Annotated in this window: 16 protein-coding genes; 9 read left to right on the forward strand and 7 right to left on the reverse strand. The window is 38.0% G+C overall.

Translation table 11 applies throughout. From position 1 onward, the window contains the following. Positions 1-44: 44 nt before the first annotated feature. The 3 genes from EL17_RS08485 to EL17_RS08495 are packed head-to-tail and all read right to left on the reverse strand — an operon-like array spanning position 45 to position 4,450. On the reverse strand, positions 45-1,346 hold the full coding sequence (locus EL17_RS08485; RefSeq protein ID WP_035072637.1) for an amidohydrolase family protein: 1,302 nt from the start codon (positions 1,344-1,346) through the stop codon (positions 45-47). Between the two features lie 33 nt (positions 1,347-1,379). Continuing rightward, positions 1,380-2,756 (reverse strand): amidohydrolase family protein, encoded by a 1,377-nt coding sequence (locus EL17_RS08490; protein WP_035072639.1) that lies wholly within the window; start codon positions 2,754-2,756, stop codon positions 1,380-1,382. An 11-nt stretch (positions 2,757-2,767) separates the two neighbouring features. Further along, entirely contained in the window at positions 2,768-4,450 is a 1,683-nt protein-coding gene (locus EL17_RS08495; protein ID WP_035072641.1) for an amidohydrolase family protein, read from the reverse strand. A 233-nt stretch (positions 4,451-4,683) separates the two neighbouring features. Here EL17_RS08495 and EL17_RS08500 point away from each other — a divergent pair, with 233 nt between their 5' ends. The 6 genes from EL17_RS08500 to msrA all read left to right on the forward strand — a co-directional run bounded on the left by EL17_RS08500 (position 4,684) and on the right by msrA (position 9,408). Further along, the gene (locus EL17_RS08500) at positions 4,684-5,046 is read left to right on the forward strand and encodes a response regulator transcription factor (protein ID WP_035073398.1); all 363 of its coding nucleotides are present in this window, start codon (positions 4,684-4,686) and stop codon (positions 5,044-5,046) included. Positions 5,047-5,080: 34 nt separating this feature from the next. Continuing rightward, on the forward strand, positions 5,081-6,370 hold the full coding sequence (locus EL17_RS08505) for a YaiO family outer membrane beta-barrel protein (RefSeq protein ID WP_240485955.1): 1,290 nt from the start codon (positions 5,081-5,083) through the stop codon (positions 6,368-6,370). A gap of 413 nt (positions 6,371-6,783) precedes the next feature. Then, a complete protein-coding gene (locus EL17_RS08510; RefSeq protein ID WP_035072643.1) occupies positions 6,784-7,326 on the forward strand; it encodes a class I SAM-dependent methyltransferase in 543 nt (180 codons plus the stop codon). Between the two features lie 39 nt (positions 7,327-7,365). Continuing rightward, the gene (locus tag EL17_RS08515; protein WP_035072645.1) at positions 7,366-8,427 is read left to right on the forward strand and encodes a PA0069 family radical SAM protein; all 1,062 of its coding nucleotides are present in this window, start codon (positions 7,366-7,368) and stop codon (positions 8,425-8,427) included. 37 nt (positions 8,428-8,464) lie between these two features. Continuing rightward, the gene (locus EL17_RS08520) at positions 8,465-8,707 is read left to right on the forward strand and encodes a DUF3253 domain-containing protein (protein WP_035072646.1); all 243 of its coding nucleotides are present in this window, start codon (positions 8,465-8,467) and stop codon (positions 8,705-8,707) included. Positions 8,708-8,751: 44 nt separating this feature from the next. Then, positions 8,752-9,408 (forward strand): peptide-methionine (S)-S-oxide reductase MsrA, encoded by a 657-nt coding sequence (gene msrA / locus EL17_RS08525; protein WP_035073402.1) that lies wholly within the window; start codon positions 8,752-8,754, stop codon positions 9,406-9,408. Positions 9,409-9,435: 27 nt separating this feature from the next. Here msrA and EL17_RS08530 read toward each other — a convergent pair whose 3' ends face one another. The 3 genes from EL17_RS08530 to EL17_RS08540 are packed head-to-tail and all read right to left on the reverse strand — an operon-like array spanning position 9,436 to position 11,326. Beyond that, positions 9,436-10,125, reverse strand: coding sequence for a TetR/AcrR family transcriptional regulator (locus EL17_RS08530; protein ID WP_035072648.1), 690 nt, complete (start codon positions 10,123-10,125; stop codon positions 9,436-9,438). 9 nt (positions 10,126-10,134) lie between these two features. Further along, positions 10,135-10,890 carry a YoaK family protein gene (locus EL17_RS08535; RefSeq protein WP_035072650.1) on the reverse strand — a complete coding sequence of 252 codons (756 nt, stop codon included), beginning with the start codon at positions 10,888-10,890 and terminating at the stop codon, positions 10,135-10,137. A gap of 10 nt (positions 10,891-10,900) precedes the next feature. Continuing rightward, complete coding sequence (locus tag EL17_RS08540) at positions 10,901-11,326, reverse strand: hypothetical protein (protein WP_035072652.1); 426 nt, start codon at positions 11,324-11,326, stop codon at positions 10,901-10,903. Between the two features lie 215 nt (positions 11,327-11,541). Here EL17_RS08540 and EL17_RS08545 point away from each other — a divergent pair, with 215 nt between their 5' ends. The 3 genes from EL17_RS08545 to EL17_RS08555 all read left to right on the forward strand — a co-directional run bounded on the left by EL17_RS08545 (position 11,542) and on the right by EL17_RS08555 (position 15,264). Then, the gene (locus tag EL17_RS08545) at positions 11,542-13,209 is read left to right on the forward strand and encodes a DUF6909 family protein (protein ID WP_035072654.1); all 1,668 of its coding nucleotides are present in this window, start codon (positions 11,542-11,544) and stop codon (positions 13,207-13,209) included. Positions 13,210-13,638: 429 nt separating this feature from the next. Beyond that, entirely contained in the window at positions 13,639-13,863 is a 225-nt protein-coding gene (locus tag EL17_RS08550) for a DoxX family protein (RefSeq protein ID WP_316932654.1), read from the forward strand. Between the two features lie 18 nt (positions 13,864-13,881). After that, positions 13,882-15,264 carry a DEAD/DEAH box helicase gene (locus EL17_RS08555; RefSeq protein ID WP_035072659.1) on the forward strand — a complete coding sequence of 461 codons (1,383 nt, stop codon included), beginning with the start codon at positions 13,882-13,884 and terminating at the stop codon, positions 15,262-15,264. 165 nt (positions 15,265-15,429) lie between these two features. Here EL17_RS08555 and EL17_RS08560 read toward each other — a convergent pair whose 3' ends face one another. Beyond that, on the reverse strand, positions 15,430-16,659 hold the full coding sequence (locus EL17_RS08560; protein ID WP_035072661.1) for a serine hydrolase domain-containing protein: 1,230 nt from the start codon (positions 16,657-16,659) through the stop codon (positions 15,430-15,432). Positions 16,660-16,662: the final 3 nt, after the last annotated feature.

A 16,662-nucleotide genomic window follows, 5' to 3' on the forward strand; every position in this document is an offset into this window, starting at 1 on the left:
CCATGATTTTAGAAATGGGGCTAATATTTGCATTAAATTAATGATCATTTGACTAAGCCCGGATCTCTTTCTAGAAATTCTTGGTAAAGTTGAATATGTCTATTGGTCATAGGTATCTTATATCCGTCTATAAATACATGTAGAATTTGGGTCTTGGTTTCAAAAGGATCTCCATCCGAGACAAATAAGGTAGCAGACTTGCCCTGCTCAATGGATCCAAGTCTATCAGCTACCCCAAATATTTCTGCAGGCACTAAGGTCACTGCTTTTAAAGCTTCATCTTTACCCATACCATAAGCGGCTGCAAAACCAGCATTAAAAGGAAGGTTTCTTACATTTTCTGTATCATTGGTCCTTAAACCAACTTTTACTCCAGCAGCTAACAATTTCCCTGGATTGGTATAAGCCGCATCATATCGGTCAGATTCTCTGGTAGGAATAGATAACATAGGTCCAGTGATGACTGGTATACCAGCAGCAGCGATTTTGTCCGCTACCCTCCAGCCTTCTGCTACACCTGTAAGGATCGCCCTTACATTTGGCTTATCAGCCAGCCACTCTAGCGTATTGGTGATATCTTTGGCAGCGTTTACTTCTATCAATAGCGGTAGTTCACCTGAGACCGCTTTTGACAAATGTTCCATTTCTGGATAGTAATCCAGTTCAGCTTCAGCTTCTCTGAAAGATTGAAACATAGTAGCTCTCTGCCACAGCTCATTAATGTTTTTCATGGCTGTTTCGGCATCCTTTTTTATATCGTCGTCGCTTCTACGGTCACGCGTACTTCTTCTGGCGGAGCTGGGGAAATTCATTACCACACCTTTAAATCCTGCATACATCTGGTCAGGTGTATATCCATTCAAATTTATCAGAGCTGCAGTACCTGGGAAAAGGCCTCCTGAAGGAACAGCCAAGGTGGTAGTAACACCACTGACTCTGGTAACCGGGATGGCTACTGCGTTGGGATTTATCGTAGTAAGCGCCTGCATGTTAGGTGTTACATTGCCTAATTCTGCATTATCATTAGTCTCTGCTACTGAATTGATCTCTACCATCCCTAATTTGGTACCACCATCGAACATGCCTGGATAGATATATTTTCCAGAACAATCTATTATTTCAGCATCTGTTGAACTGATGTTTTCACCAATCGCAGTAATATTTCCTTCAGATATCAATACACTGGTATTGGACAGTATCCCTTTATTTACAGTAACCACAGTAGCATTCCTTAGCAGAAAGGTTCCAGATCTAGGTTTGACTACTTCACCATCTATTTGGGCGGTTGCCCATAAGGGTAAAAGAGTAAAAGTACAGGCGAATAGAATTAAATTAAATTTTCTCATTATATATATAATTATTTATAATTCAGTAGATTATCAATGGTTGTGATCAAATAAATTTCTACCGAAATTTGAAAACAAGAAATCCACATTATGCATGCACTTATGTTCGTGTTCTTTAAGGTAAATAGGCTCTACCATTTCAGTGGCACTTACCCTGATGCGCTGGTCATGATTATCCTCATTGATATCAAAGTATTTTACACCGTCTACAAAGGTCATCTGAGGAATGGCATACACAGATAGGGGATGACTGTCAAATATTACCAAATCAGCTTGTTTACCTACTTCAATAGATCCAACCTTATCAGCAATCCCAAGCTGTTTGGCAGGATTAATGGTTATCAATTCAAGCGCTTCTTGATCGGTAAGACCACCATATCGCTGGGTTTTAGCTGCTTCGTGATACAGGTGTCTGATCAGTTCTCCACTGTCTGAATTAATAGAGGTAACTACTCCATTCCTGTTGAGAATAGCGGCATTAAAAGCAGTGGAATAATATACTTCAAATTTATAAGCCCACCAGTCTGCAAATACCGATGCACCCATGGTATATTCTGCCAGTTCAGGTGCTACTTTGAAACCCTCATTGACATGGGAGAATACGATGTTTTTGATATCAAAATCTTTACAAACATTGATAAGCATATAAATTTCGTCTGCTCTATAAGAGTGGCAGTGAATAATAACCTTTCCATCAAGAATATCTACCAGGGTCTGTAATCGGGCGTCATACTTTGGCGGCACAGCTGTACTGTTTCTTTGTTTTTGTGCCTGGTCATATTCAGACCATCTGCGTTTGTACTGTTGCGCTTCACTGAATCCATTTCTAATCACAGCTTCCACACCCATACGGGTCCGGGGCTGGATATTGTTGTTTCTACCGTGAACCCTTGTAGGATTTTCGCCAAGTGCAAATTTTATGGTCCGTGGAGCTTCCTTCATGATAAGGTCTTCTGGATTTCTTGTTCCATAGCGATGTTTCAGCGTCACGTTTTGACCCCCGATGGCATTGGCGGATCCATGCATTGCGTGGGAGATGGTGGTCCCTCCGGCCAGAGCCCGATAAATGCCTATATCATAAGGATCTATTACATCACCCATCCAGACTTCTGATGTGATGGGACTGGTGGCTTCATTCACCACATCCAATGCTATATGAGAATGGGCATCTATGATTCCGGGCATTACATACTTACCCTTGGCATCGATAGTAGTACCATTTCCCCCGGACAAGCCCTTACCTATACGTCTGATCAATCCATTTTCTACCAAAATATCGGTGTCTTCCAATATACCATCTGTCACTGTAATGACTGTGGCATTTTTGATGAGCAAATCTCCTTTTTTGGTTTGTGCTGACGCTGTTCCAAAGATTAGAAAAGCTGAAAATATAAATATTAATTTTCTCATTTTTTAAAGATTTAAGCCCCCGGTTGTTTAGTAGCTTTAAAAGGAAAACTGCCTAGGTCTGTAACAGAAAGGTCACCATCAAATTCATCTCCGTCAATATCTCCCGAAACGGAGAAAGTCAGATAATTACCGCCAAGGTCTATCGAAAATTCAAATCTTAACCTGTTATTATTATATTCTATATTGTTCATAGCCGTAGTTATCTGTCCAGAACCAGCGGGATTATCCAGGGTGATTTCTCCTGTATAAACATTACTTTCTCTAGCGATAACCATCTGACCTTGGGAATCGCCCTGCGGAGATCTGGCTACATATGTCCAGGTCCCGGCTAAATCTACCTCGTCTGTAGTTTCTGACCTGGTCTTCTTTGCCTTAGTGTCATATTCAAACAAATATCCATCGGCAAAAACATATTTTACCTGGCTATCTTCTTTGAAAAGTGAATCTGTAGTGATGACTAAATTTGCCAGCTTACCTTGTTCGACGGTACCAGTATATCTGTCAATACCCAAAATTCTCGCCGGATTAAGGGTAAGGGCTGCCAGTGCGGCTTCTTCTGATAAGCCATTGGCTATCATTAATCTAATGTTTTTCATCAAATCAGCTGATTTGATTCCCTGGGATGAAAAGCCAAAGGCTATACCTGCTTTTTCAAATTTCCCGGCTTCCTCCAGTGCCTTTGTATAGGATGATTTGATCCGGTCTATACGTTCCTTTCTTTCGAAATCAGACTCTTCATCTTCTTTTATTTTTGAAATTTTATCTTCAGGCAGTTTCAGGCTTAAAAAAACAGCAGTCTGGCTATCTTTCAATATAGGGATGATCTCTTCTACATTGGAAGCCCCTGATAAGATCATTCTAAATCCAAGTTCACGCTGAAGCCCAAGTGCCCGACGGACAGTTAGATCATCTTCGACGGCAAATAATATAGGTAAGCTCTTATCTAAAGTGGGATAAAAAGCTTCCAGAACTTTGTCTCTTTCTGGACGGTTTATTCCCTGATTGGAAGCAAACAAAGCGCTGTGCTGGGATGATAATTCGGCATTGCGATATAAACTTCTAAATTTAGCCATTACACCTAAGAGGGTCCCTGGATACATGCCCCGAGAAGCATTGAAAGTGGCATAAAGAGCTGTGTTTTCACTGTATATATTGGTGGATGTTTTATCGCCAAATATCACCAGGGCTGTTTGGCCTGGAAGCATACCTCCTTCAGGTAAAATCTGCGCCATGGTAAACCCTGCCTTTCTCCACTCACTTACTTGAGCATTTCCTAAATCGAAATAATCTAATGCATTTCTATATGGCGTGATACCAGCTATATCATCAGGAGGTGAGGCAGAATTAAAATTAGAAGGCCTTTCGGGATCTTTTGGTTTGGTAACTCCAGCGGTACTGCCACCGTCTATAAAACCAGGATAGATAAAAAGTGAATCTCCTTTAATGTGGTGTGCATTTGAAGGCGATGCTATATTTTTTCCTACTGCGGTGATCATTCCATTCTTTACCAGTATAGATGTGTTGGACTGGATCTTTCCCGAAGGATAAGCTACGTTGGCATTTGTAATGATATAAGTTCCGGTGACTCTTCTTTCACCAGTATTATCACTTTGTGCTTTTGCCACATCAGTGATAATAAAACCTATAAATACTGCAAAAGTCCACCAGTAGGCTTTCTTGTAAATTATACTCATATGCAATTAGGTTAGTTATTATTTTCGGTTGGTAATCTAATAAAAGAATTGTAGAGGAAATAATGATTTTTTTTTAAGCGTATAATTCTATGAGGAACGGCATTAAAGGATTTTTCAAAATCATTTAATTATTTACAAATTTTCTATTGAGTTCGAGGATAAAAAAAATATTTTTTATTGTATTATTTTTGTTCCAATATTGCATTAGAATAATGTGCCTCATGCTGCAAAATATGAAAAATATTTTAGTTATAGAAGATGATCTTATGATTGCAACAATGGTAAAAATGCGTCTGAATAAAGATGGCTATAATATTACCGTTATAGATGACGGTACTGCTGGCATTGCGGCTATTGAAAACAGCACTCCTGATTTGATCATTACTGATATAGTGATGAGCAGTAAAAGCGGTTTAGAAATTATAACATACGCACAGGAGCATCAGCCTGGCTGTCCGATTATAGTACTGAGTTCATTGAGTGAAGAAGAATTAACACTAATAGAGGCATTTAATTTAGGTGTATCGGACTTTGTACCCAAGCCGTTTCATCCCAATGAACTTTCTCTTAGAGTGAAATCGCTATTCAAAAATTAATTTAAAGTATTTTAATTCTCCAAATAGTTAAAGTATGGTCATATGTATGTTTGGGATAGAGAAAATGGACATATTTTACAAACATATAAGATTTTTATCGTTCCTGGTAGTCTCCATATTCTGTCAGGTTCCAATCCTATTTGGTCAAGATATAAATACTGATAGTTTATTACTTAAGGCACTAAATGAAAAAGATCCCCGTATCGCGTTAGAACAAGCAAAGCTAGGTGTACAGGTAGCACCAGAGTATCTGGACTTTCATCTACTGTTAGGAAGGCTATATCAGATGTCAGGGGAAATAGACAGTGCTAGGTATTATTTGAATTATGTTATTGATAATAATTCCGCATATGTAGAAGCATTTTCTTACTTATCAGATATGGAAGTCCAACAGGGGGATCTTCCTTTGGCCTTGAGCTATATAAATGACGCAATAGCGTATCACCCAGAAGAGCAATCGCTCTATATGAAAAAAATGGCTATTCTTCAACTACAGGAAAAACTAAATGAAGAGCAGCGTTTTATAGAATCAGCTTTAGCGAAATTTCCAAATAATTCTGAATTCAGGCAGCGTTTATATCTCCTTGAAACTAGAAACAACTCAGACAGAATAGGAGTTAATTACAGTTTTACCAAATTTGATAGAGATGGAGTAGGTCCCTGGCATTTAACAGGCCTCCAATATATCAGAGAGCGATCATGGGGAACGCTTATTGGACGTATTAATTATGCAGATCGTCAGTCCTTTGGGGAATCGATAAGCAGCGGCGTGCAATATGAGCTTGATTCTTACGTCTTTACCGGCCGGAATGGATACACCTATTTATCTGGTGCATATAGTAATAGTATTGTTTTTCCTAAGGTACGTTTGGGTCTCACTTATTTTCATAATTATACAAATGGCTGGGAATCGGAGCTGGGAGTAAGATATGTAGAAATGGGAGGAAGGAATTTTCGATCTGGATTATTAGGCATCGGAAAATATATAGGATCCTTTTGGATAAACGGTCGGAGTTTTATTCAGAATGAATCCTCCAACTATTATCCTGCTTTTACACTTACATCCCGCTATTATTTTAATACGAGATTTGATTATATTCAGGCTATAGCCGGATATGGTACCTCCCCTGACGAAAGGGCCACATTAAATCAATTTGAATCTAGAGTAGCCATGGATAGTTATCGGGCAGGACTGGGGTATTTTAGATTATGGAACAAACACATTTTAACTGGAACTCAATTTACTTATAATCACCAAGAACTTCTTCCAGGCCTAATTCAAAATGAATTCGAGCTTTTTTTCATGCTGCAGTTCAAATTTTAAAACTATATTTTGTCTATTTTGGTTATCTATCCTAATGCTACCATTCAATCGTGTGATTTCTTATAATCTTTTATTGATCTGTTTTATTTAGGATTACACTTTGTCATTAAAAGAATTTTCCGATGGTTCAATTTGGATATAAAATTTCATTTGCTATCCGAATAAGGATTATAGAAATAATTTTTATGATCAAATTGATTTATTTATTTTTTATTATATAAAAACAAAATCTAATAGAAAAACGGAGTGCCATTTAGAATGGACTGGAATTTAAACTTTTAAGGTATTCAGAACGCATTTTAAAACCTCTTTATAAAGGTTCATTAAAAATTAGCCAAATGGTAACATATTAATATAATTAAATAATTTGCTTACATTTATTCAAACTCAAAAAACTGCAAAAATTAAATATAATGAATAAAAATAGCCTTCATAAGGAATTGTTTTCGAATTTGAAGACAACAGGTGCCATCACTTTCAGTTCTAAATCATTGGTAAATAAGATGTTATCATATGCCGATTTTACAGGTGCCAAAACAATAGTAGAATTGGGAGGAGGGGATGGGAGCATCACCAGAGGTATATTAGAAAGAATGGACCCTGATGCAGTATTGTATGTTTTTGAAATAAGCCAAGCGTTTTGTGATGCATTGGAAAAAGAATTTGTATCCGAAAACGTACACATTATATGTGATTCAGCCAGTAATATAGAAAATTACCTAGCGGGAGGAAAAGCAGATCTTATTCTTTCTTCTTTACCATTCAGTTTGATCGCCCGTGAAGAAAGAGAAAAGATCTATGAAAAAAGTAAAACCAATTTATCTGTACAAGGTAAATTTATTCAGATCTGTTACTCTTATCTTTTAAGATTTCAGTTTGCAAAATATTTCCCACATATCCATACCAGCTTTACCTTAAAAAATTTTCCACCTGCATTTATTATGATCTGCAACTAAAACGCCTTCTTTTTCCTTTATACTAATAGAGGCAGACAGATGGAAGATAATAAATTTAAAGGTCGGGGATCACATATCCACCCTCATAATCCTTTTATAAAAAGAGCTGAGGTAACTGAACACCTAGAAGGAATTGATGAAGAAAAATATGTAGCGCATCCATCTTCAAAATTTCATTTTGAAGATGTGACAAGCGCATTGAGTAAAAATTCTAGTCCTGATCTTGCCCTTAATTATTCGATCAATCCCTATCAGGGATGTGAGCATGGCTGCATATATTGTTATGCCCGCAATAGCCATACTTATTGGGGATTTGATGCAGGTTTAGGATTTGAGACCAACATCGTTGTAAGAAAAAATATAGCTGTCATGTTGGGCAAGCAGTTTCAAAAACAGAATCATCAGGTGCTACCTATCATGTTATCGGGTAACACCGACTGTTATCAGCCAGCTGAGAAGAAGTTTCAGCTTACCCGACAGATATTAAAAACCTGTCTGGACTATAGGCATCCTATTAGTATCATTACTAAAAATACTTTGGTGGAACGTGATGCAGACCTGCTGGTTCAACTGTCAGCTTTACATTTGGTACATGTATACTTTTCAATAAATCATTTGGATACCAGTTTAAAGAATGTACTAGAGCCTCGTACTGCCACCGCTGAAAAGAAACTGAAGCTTATCCGGAGCTTTACAGATCTAGGCATACCAGTCGGTATCATGGTAGCGCCCATCATACCCGGATTAAATAACCAAGATATTACTAGTATCATACAAAAAGCAGCTGAATCTGGCGCATTAACTGCCGGCTATACCGTAATCAGATTAAACGGTCAGATTAAGGAAGTATTTGAAGATTGGCTCACTAAAAATTTTCCTGAACGAAAGGAAAAAGTATTGCACCAGATCGCTTCAATGCACGGAGGTAAAGTAAATGACACGGAATGGGGAAGAAGGATCAAAGGAGAAGGTCCTATAGCGGATATAATCAAAGGTTTATTTACACAAGCAAAAAAGAAATATCTATCTGACAGAAATATGCCTGAATATAACCTTCAGGCTTTTAGACCATCTGGACAACTTAACATATTTGATAGATAGGGGTTATAAGTCATGAGTATAATGTAATGCCGACAATATGGAAACAATTCTGGAAAAAGCCATAATGGAGATGGGTAGACAGAGACAGGGAAACAATTTTTGCCCTTCAGAAATAGTAAGGTGGTTGTATCCACAGCATTGGAAGAAATTTATGCCTGATATCCAGCAGGAAATGATGCGCCTCCATAATGAAGGCAAAATCATGGTAATGCAGAAAGGAGAACCCGTAGAAAAGGGAAAAGTACCTAAGGGACCTGTGAGAATAAAGGTATTTCGCTGATCAAATCCATGCTTTCGTCCTACAAATACCCAAAAATAAATATCATGAAAAACATAAGTTTATTAATAATGTTCACAGCATTAAGTTTCGCAGCATGCGGTCAGGCTGATAATCAAAAAAAACAAAACAAAATGACAGAATTACCAAAAACCGAAATAGAAATACCTCAAGGATACGAAGTTGCCACACTTGGTAGTGGGTGTTTTTGGTGTATAGAAGCTATCTATCAGGATGTGCAGGGAATTGAAAATGTGAAATCTGGTTTTAGTGGTGGCCATGTAGCCAGTCCCAGTTATCAGCAGGCAGTATCTGGTACCAGTGGCCATGCTGAAGTAATACAATTTTTTTATGATCCAAAAATAATTACTTTTAAAGAAATATTGGAGATATTTTGGGCTACCCATGATCCCACTACACTAAACAGACAGGGCAATGATGTCGGTCCTCAATACAGGTCAGCAGTATTCTATCATAATGAGATGCAAAAGGAGGAAGCAACCTATTTTAAGCAAAGGCTTGAAGAAGAAAAAGCATTTGACAGACCTATAGTAACTGAAATAACTCCCTTCTCAAACTTTTACGTAGCGGAAGAATATCATCAAAACTACTATAAATTAAATGCTAATCAGGGTTACTGCCAATATGTGATCAAACCTAAGGTGGAAAAATTTAAGAAGGCATTTGCGGAAAAACTGAAATAAAAGAGAGGGGAGTTTAACTCCTCTTTTTTAGTTTTGGGTATCAGTAAGTAATACCGAGTACATCAATGATTGGAGAAATCTTTTGACCAGTGGTAGACTACCTGCTGGTTCTTGCAGTTCCGTTAGACCGTGAAAATGCTCTGAAAAATAAAATTGTTCATAGGTAGTCTCCACCAGATTACAGGCTAACGCTCGGGGGAATTCGTAATCCCGGTTAACTTCCATGAAGATACCTGAAATAGTGTCCACCAACTTTTCATAGCTCTGAAAAAATCCAGCTTGACATTCTTTGTCGACCTTTTTAGTCAAATAAGCTTTGGCAGATTCTGATACGACTATCTCGTGAAGCGTAGAGAGATCTTTGTTTTTAACCACTGGGCCTGCTTCTTCAATGTTTACCAGCACGTCGATAAGTTTCGAAAGTTTATCTTTGGGATTTGAAATTGATGATATGGAAAACTGAATTTTCATGTTCAGTACCTCCCAATAAAATGAAATAAGATAAACCAATAGGTTGTGCTTGTTTTCAAAATACCTATATATAGAAGCTTCATTTGAATTAATTTCAACCGCCAGTTTTTTAAACGTGAATTCTTCAATGCCAAGATCTTTGATCAATGTGGTGCTTTTGGCTATGATTTTTTGGCCCAACTTACTTTGCTCTGGATTTTTGAGATACAGTTTATCGTTACTGGGAAAATGAATGTCTATTTCCATTATCTGCTATTAATTTTGTTCCTGGATTTCATGAGCTGGCCTTCTTATTTTCATGATCGTTTTCTTGGTGACGACCATTGTAAGGTCATAATATGCTACAAATAGCATCACTACTGCCACTACATAAAATACTATAAAATCATACCTCAAAAAAATCCATCCCCCACTTATTCCACCAAATAGGTAAAAGGACAAAATGGTAAATCTAAGCGTAAGTCTGTCTTTTAAAATTTTGGTCTTTTCTGTTTTAGGATGAAACCATTGGGATAATTCCGTTCCCAAATCAGTAAATAATCCTGTAACATGGGTGGTTTTTACTACCCCTCCTGTAATGGTAGAAACCAAACTGTTTTGAAGCCCCATACAAAACAGAAGAGCTCCCACCAAAAACTCTGTCTCCTGTAGTGTCTCACTGTAATAATGATGGCCATAAAATGCAATGGCCACTAAAATTACAATCTCTAAGATTACAGGAACGGAATGCGCTACATAGGTACCTTTGACCGCTACAGAATTAATGATATAATTAGCTATGAATGCACCCGCCAAAAACAGTAGTAGCCATACCAAAACAATAAATACCTGATGCCAATGACCTTTCACTATCTCTTCTGCAAAAACGGCAACATGCCCGGTAACATTTGAAGTAAATGCAAAAAATGCGATTACGCTGGCCACATTCACCATCCCGGCTGCTATGGCCGTGGATCCGGCTAAAAGTAAATTGTCCTTGGTTAATCTCTTGGTAATATCATTTCTTAGCATTGTCAATAATTTATTTCGTGAATGTCAGTTTAGCTATACCTCTTGACTCCATACCTATGTCAAAATTCAGCACCAGTTCATGGTGATTCAATTCTTTAATATCATACCGCTCGATTAAACCATCTTCATGGGTTAGCCTCAGTATGTGCCCACGGCCTTTAATTATCCAGCTAGCTTTACCTATCATTTTCCCCTCTTTCAGAAACAATACAGTATTATCATCCTGGAATAACCAATGCTCAGCTTCATGTTTTCTTACAGAGCTGAGGTCATAATAAAACATAGAAGGGGAATCTGCTTTTTCATATGTCCAGCTATCCTCAGACCATTCGCCTAACAATATATTTTCTGGGCTGGTAGTAGTAAAACCTAATACCACAGATACAGTAAGGAGTAAAATGCCTACTGATATAATAAGTGAATTGAAATTGAACATCTAATTAAAACTTTCAGAGTTGATAGTATTACTTGTGCTTATGGCTCAACATAACGTTAAAATCAAAAATAGGTTGACTGTCAATGCGAATTTACATCAAAAAACCTTCTTTTCCCTCTTCTTAATATTTTAGTAAAGTGAGTTAATGAAAGAAGGATACAGCTAAATAGGTATTATTTTGTTAAATTTGCCAAATTTAAACGATTAGAAAAAATATGAAAAGAACGAGAGCACAGGAATCCAGAGCAGCTATAGAAAAGCTTTATATAACCATGAGACATTTATTTACTCGTGGCACCTATAAACCTATGGGAGTGTCGGGTGAATCCCTGATCAGTTCTTTATTGGTACTGAGCCCAGAGATCTATGGACTGGTCACCGAAAAGGAAAAAATAGAACTCGATGGACTTTTATATATCATGGAGCGCTTACCAAAAGGCATAGAAGAATGCCGATTTGTAAGATTGATCAGCCGTGAAGGCTATGAAAATTCAGATTTTGACACGCTAGTCCCAGTAAGAAGGAAGCGGAACTGTTACCGGGTGGATGAGCATCAAATGTATGTAGAAATGACCCGGGGGAAAAGTGACATATATGATATCCTGACCCACCTTACATTTTTATATATTGAATCTGAAATCATCAGATATAATAGTACTGATCATAAAGGGAAAGAAAATCTTAACTGGAAAATGCTATCTGAGATAGTGGAAAAAGAAGCCAAAGGGGAGGATTTTGACCATGAGGCAGCTTGTTCTTATCTCAGCCACATCACAGGGAGGACCTTTGCAGAAACTGTCACTGCTGTCAAAAAGTTTGAAGCTTCCAATAATAGCAACAGCCTTTTTGCTATCATTTATAATTTGGGAAAATTGTCTATTGAAGAGGCATTATATGATAAAGACAGAGAAATATCTTTTTCTGCCACATTAAGAGAGAGGGTAGGGCATCATGTATATGGCGAGCTATGGGCTTCCAGAATAAAAGCTGTACTAGATGAAGAGAAACTTCTCGATAGACCCATTCATATTATTTCTGCTAATCTGCATAGTGTTCTGAATATTATATATGGTCATCAGGCATTGGCATTAGGATCTTATGAGACTATAGAAGGGGTGGCTATGGACATATCCGTATCGGCAAAGATGAACAAGGCAAAAGAAATCACTGACTATGCCCATAGGCATGGATATATCAATCTGCCAGATACTTCGGGAACTAATATCGGTGTACAGATTTTTGATACCGCTAAAATGAGCCATGATACGGTTATACCTGGCATCAAACTTCCAAAAGAAAAGAAAAATAAACCTGTGATCGTAGTAATGGATTATGCTTTTGGCGAGCAGGCATATGAGTGTATGGATGAACTGCTTAAGACATATGAAAAAAACGGACAGAACATTTCACTGGATGTAGTGTCTATTTCTATAATGGGCAAAGCCGGTATTCTAAAAGGGAACAAAGGGGATATTATGATTCCTAATAGCCATGTATTTGAAGGAACTGCAGATAATTACCCATTGGTAAATGAACTGACCATATCGGATTTTGAAGGCTATGGTCTAGGGGTATATGACGGGCCTATGATTACTGTATTGGGTACATCCTTACAAAACCGGGATGTACTTTCCTATTTCATGGAGTCCAGCTGGAAAGCTGCAGGACTGGAAATGGAAGGCGCCCACTATCAGAAAGCTATACAAGCGGCCAGTAAAATACGGCATAGCATACGAGAGGATGTAAAAGTATTGTATGCATATTATGCATCTGATAACCCCCTGGAGACAGGTAGCACTTTGGCTTCCGGGGCTTTGGGACTGGATGGAGTAAGACCTACCTATCTCATCACTTACAAAATTCTGGAAAAAATTTTCAGTTAATAAGAAGAGTCCGAAGATCCACAGACTTAGATTTACTGCTTCCCGTATACTTAACACAAATCTAAAACGAACCTTCGGACTTTTATAATCTACTTCAAAATCAATGCCATTGGCAATCAGCAATAATTTGCTTATATATTGTAGTTTTGCTTTCCGGTCATCAGTGTGATAAAGATCAAATGGCCATATGACCTATGTAAGGCAGATTTTATATTGTCATTAAATAAAATATGGAAAAAAATGATAGATAGTTTTGTTTCCATAGATATTTATGATATTTTTAAATAGTTAATCACACCAATAAAATGAATGGGCCAAGTTTCCCTTTATTTAATGTCGGCGGTATATATTTTGGCCGGTATCATGCATTTCATTAAGCCAAAGATTTATATTCGTATTATCCCACCATATTTCCCAAATCCCACATTGTTGAATAAAATTGCAGGGGTAGCTGAAATTGTTCTTGGATTAGGTTTGTTATTTGATAGTACCAGAAGTTATGCGGCATTTGGTATCATATTATTATTAATAGCCGTATTTCCAGCCAATCTGTACATGTATCAGAAAAAAACCAAAGGTATCCCTACCTGGATGTTGGCTTTGAGGCTTCCCATTCAGTTTGTCCTGATAGGCTGGGCTTATTTATATATTTAAAATAAAAACATTTGAATTTTGAGTTTCGATAAATTTAATTTTGAAGAGTCCCTTAAAGAGGGATTGGATGCTATGGGCTTTAATAAGCCTACACCCATCCAGGAGCAGGCTATTCCTGCCATATTGGATGGCAAAGATCTCATTGCCACCGCTCAGACTGGTACAGGCAAAACTGCAGCATTTATTCTTCCTATCTTGAACAAAATAGCCAAAGATGGCTCCAATAGGCTGAACACCCTGATTCTGGCACCCACCCGTGAACTGGCTATTCAGATTGACCAGCAGATCCAGGGTTTTTCTTATTTTCTCGGCATAAGCTCTATCCCAATCTATGGGGGAGGTGATGGCATAGTGTGGGAACAGCAAAAGAAAGCTTTAGAGCAGGGAGCTGAGATAGTGGTAGCTACACCGGGTAGGCTTATCGCACTCTTGGCAGGAGGTAAGATCAATCTTTCTACATTAGAACATCTGATACTAGACGAAGCCGATAGGATGATGGATATGGGATTTTCTGATGATCTATTAAAAATAGTCGGATACCTTCCAAAAAACAGGCAGACAATTATGTTTTCTGCCACCATGCCCAATAAGATCAGGCAGTTTTCTAAACAGATATTGAATGAGCCGGAAGAAATCAATATCGCACTAGGGAAAACAGCTAAAGGTGTGACCCAAAGTAGTTATATGGTTTATGATAACCAAAAAGAAGAACTGGTAAAACACATTCTGAACCAAAAGAACTACGAAGCAGTCATCATATTTGCCTCTACCAAAGATAAAGTGAAAAGTCTGTATAAGGGCTTGAAAAAAGATTATGAAATAGAAGCATTTCATTCTGATCTGGAACAGGTAGAAAGAGAAAAGATCATGTCCGCATTTAAAAGCAGATCTTTGAAGATCCTGGTAGGTACAGACATTATATCCAGAGGAATCGATATAGTGGGTATTGAACTGGTGATCAATTATGATACGCCCAATGACCCTGAAGACTATGTTCACCGAGTAGGAAGGACAGCCAGAGCAGACAGTAAAGGTGAAGCCATCACATTTGTGAATGAAAAAGACCGATTTAAGTTCAATAACATTGAACAGCTTATCGGTATGGAAATCACCAAACTAGAACTTCCCCAACATATAGGTGAAGCACCTACTTTCAAACCTTCATCAAGAGGTAATAAAAGGTCTGCCGGTAAGTCATCAGGCAAATCTAATAAAAGAAAAACAGGAAACAGAAGTACTGCTACTAAACCAAAAACTAATAACGAAAAATCTGCTTCACGCCAGCCTACTGCATCCAATGCAGTCAGTACATCACCCCCCCTAAAAACAGAAAATACCTCTGGTCCAAGTAAGATAAATAGATTTAAACAGAGAAAAAATGTTGATCAGGATAATGGATAAAATAAAGTAGCAGATGGATAGACCATAGTAAGAAGTAACTATGGTCTATATTTCTTTTCTAGCTTAATATATCCAATGTGTTGATTATAAATTATTTAAGGTATTTGCTTAACGGCAGCATGAATAAGAAATCCCGATTTGATTTTTTAAATAAAAATAATTTACTTATTCCATACTTTCTAAAACTAACTTTATAAAGTCATCCATATGATGGCTTTTAAGCCATCTTGCTACCACTACCAGATCATTTTCCTGATCTACATATATCATATTCACGCCTGCACCTAGGTGATAAAATGCTGAAGCAGGGGCAGAAGGCAGTAGCTTCTGGTCCGTATTGATAAAATAGTTCATAAAACCATAGGTATCCTGTGCTGTCGTCGGTGTTTTGGATTTTTCAAGCCAGGATTCGGAAATGATCTGCTCACCTTTCCACCATCCATTCCTAAGGGTTAGATATCCGAAGCGGGCCTGGTCATATGCGTTTATAAACATGCCGCCGCCCCAATGTGACCCTCCGCTGACAGCCTGCATGACCTGTCCGTCTATAATGACAAAAGAATTTTCATATCCTGTCCATCTCCATGAATCACTGGCACCTATCTTGTCCATAAGGTGCTCCTTTAGTACCACTGGAAGCGGCCGCCTCCACACATTCATACTGGCCAGGGCCAATACATTTACCCGGGTGTCATTGTATTTATAAATTGATCCAGGCTCGTTTCTTTCACGTGAACGCCATTCATTGGATGGACCTTCAGGTCTGTCTGCCCAGTCTGGTTTGCCCCATAGCACACCTTCCCAGTCTGATGTCTGTCTTAGCAGATGATCCCAAGTGATTTTCCTGTTATGTTCTGTATCAAATAATTCAAAAATATCCTCTTCATATAGGTGATCTGCTTTATTCATCTGAGGCCTGACAGTATTATATGGGATAATAGGAGCCATATAGGGATAAACTATATCGTTTTCACTGCTGATTATCCCGCGGTCTACTGCTAAACCAACCGTCGCGGAGACAAAGCTTTTAGCAACACTGAAGGTCAGGTCTACTCTCTCCGGAGTGCCCCATTCAGCTACGATATACCCATTTTTAATGATAAGACCAGAAGCTTCACCGCGTGTTTTCATAGGGCCTATAGGATATCCAAAAGGCTCCCTTCCAAAACCACTTTCATAATGGGCAATTTTTAGATTGGGATCTGCGTCTGATCCATTATTTTTTGCAAAATCTATGGCTCGGGATAATTTCTCGGCATTAATCTTGAGGCTGGAAGGTGATTGAGATTGCCATTCGTTTTTATCAGGAAAATATGCTTTTTGTTGTGCGCATAGATTGAAGCTTTCTGCATTCAATAGAACCATGGCAATTATAAATATCGGAAAGATTTTCATAAA

It is taken from the genome of Anditalea andensis, from assembly GCF_000714815.1.
GTDB classification, from domain to species: Bacteria; Bacteroidota; Bacteroidia; order Cytophagales; family Cyclobacteriaceae; genus Anditalea; species Anditalea andensis.

Coding starts and splice junctions, on each gene's coding strand:
- EL17_RS08485 (WP_035072637.1), bottom strand. CDS start 1,346: ATGAGAAAATTTAATTTAATTCTATTCGCCTGTACTTTTACTCTTTTA.
- EL17_RS08490 (WP_035072639.1), bottom strand. CDS start 2,756: ATGAGAAAATTAATATTTATATTTTCAGCTTTTCTAATCTTTGGAACA.
- EL17_RS08495 (WP_035072641.1), bottom strand. CDS start 4,450: ATGAGTATAATTTACAAGAAAGCCTACTGGTGGACTTTTGCAGTATTT.
- EL17_RS08500 (WP_035073398.1), top strand. CDS start 4,684: ATGAAAAATATTTTAGTTATAGAAGATGATCTTATGATTGCAACAATG.
- EL17_RS08505 (WP_240485955.1), top strand. CDS start 5,081: ATGGTCATATGTATGTTTGGGATAGAGAAAATGGACATATTTTACAAA.
- EL17_RS08510 (WP_035072643.1), top strand. CDS start 6,784: ATGAATAAAAATAGCCTTCATAAGGAATTGTTTTCGAATTTGAAGACA.
- EL17_RS08515 (WP_035072645.1), top strand. CDS start 7,366: ATGGAAGATAATAAATTTAAAGGTCGGGGATCACATATCCACCCTCAT.
- EL17_RS08520 (WP_035072646.1), top strand. CDS start 8,465: ATGGAAACAATTCTGGAAAAAGCCATAATGGAGATGGGTAGACAGAGA.
- msrA (WP_035073402.1), top strand. CDS start 8,752: ATGAAAAACATAAGTTTATTAATAATGTTCACAGCATTAAGTTTCGCA.
- EL17_RS08530 (WP_035072648.1), bottom strand. CDS start 10,125: ATGGAAATAGACATTCATTTTCCCAGTAACGATAAACTGTATCTCAAA.
- EL17_RS08535 (WP_035072650.1), bottom strand. CDS start 10,890: ATGCTAAGAAATGATATTACCAAGAGATTAACCAAGGACAATTTACTT.
- EL17_RS08540 (WP_035072652.1), bottom strand. CDS start 11,326: ATGTTCAATTTCAATTCACTTATTATATCAGTAGGCATTTTACTCCTT.
- EL17_RS08545 (WP_035072654.1), top strand. CDS start 11,542: ATGAAAAGAACGAGAGCACAGGAATCCAGAGCAGCTATAGAAAAGCTT.
- EL17_RS08560 (WP_035072661.1), bottom strand. CDS start 16,659: ATGAAAATCTTTCCGATATTTATAATTGCCATGGTTCTATTGAATGCA.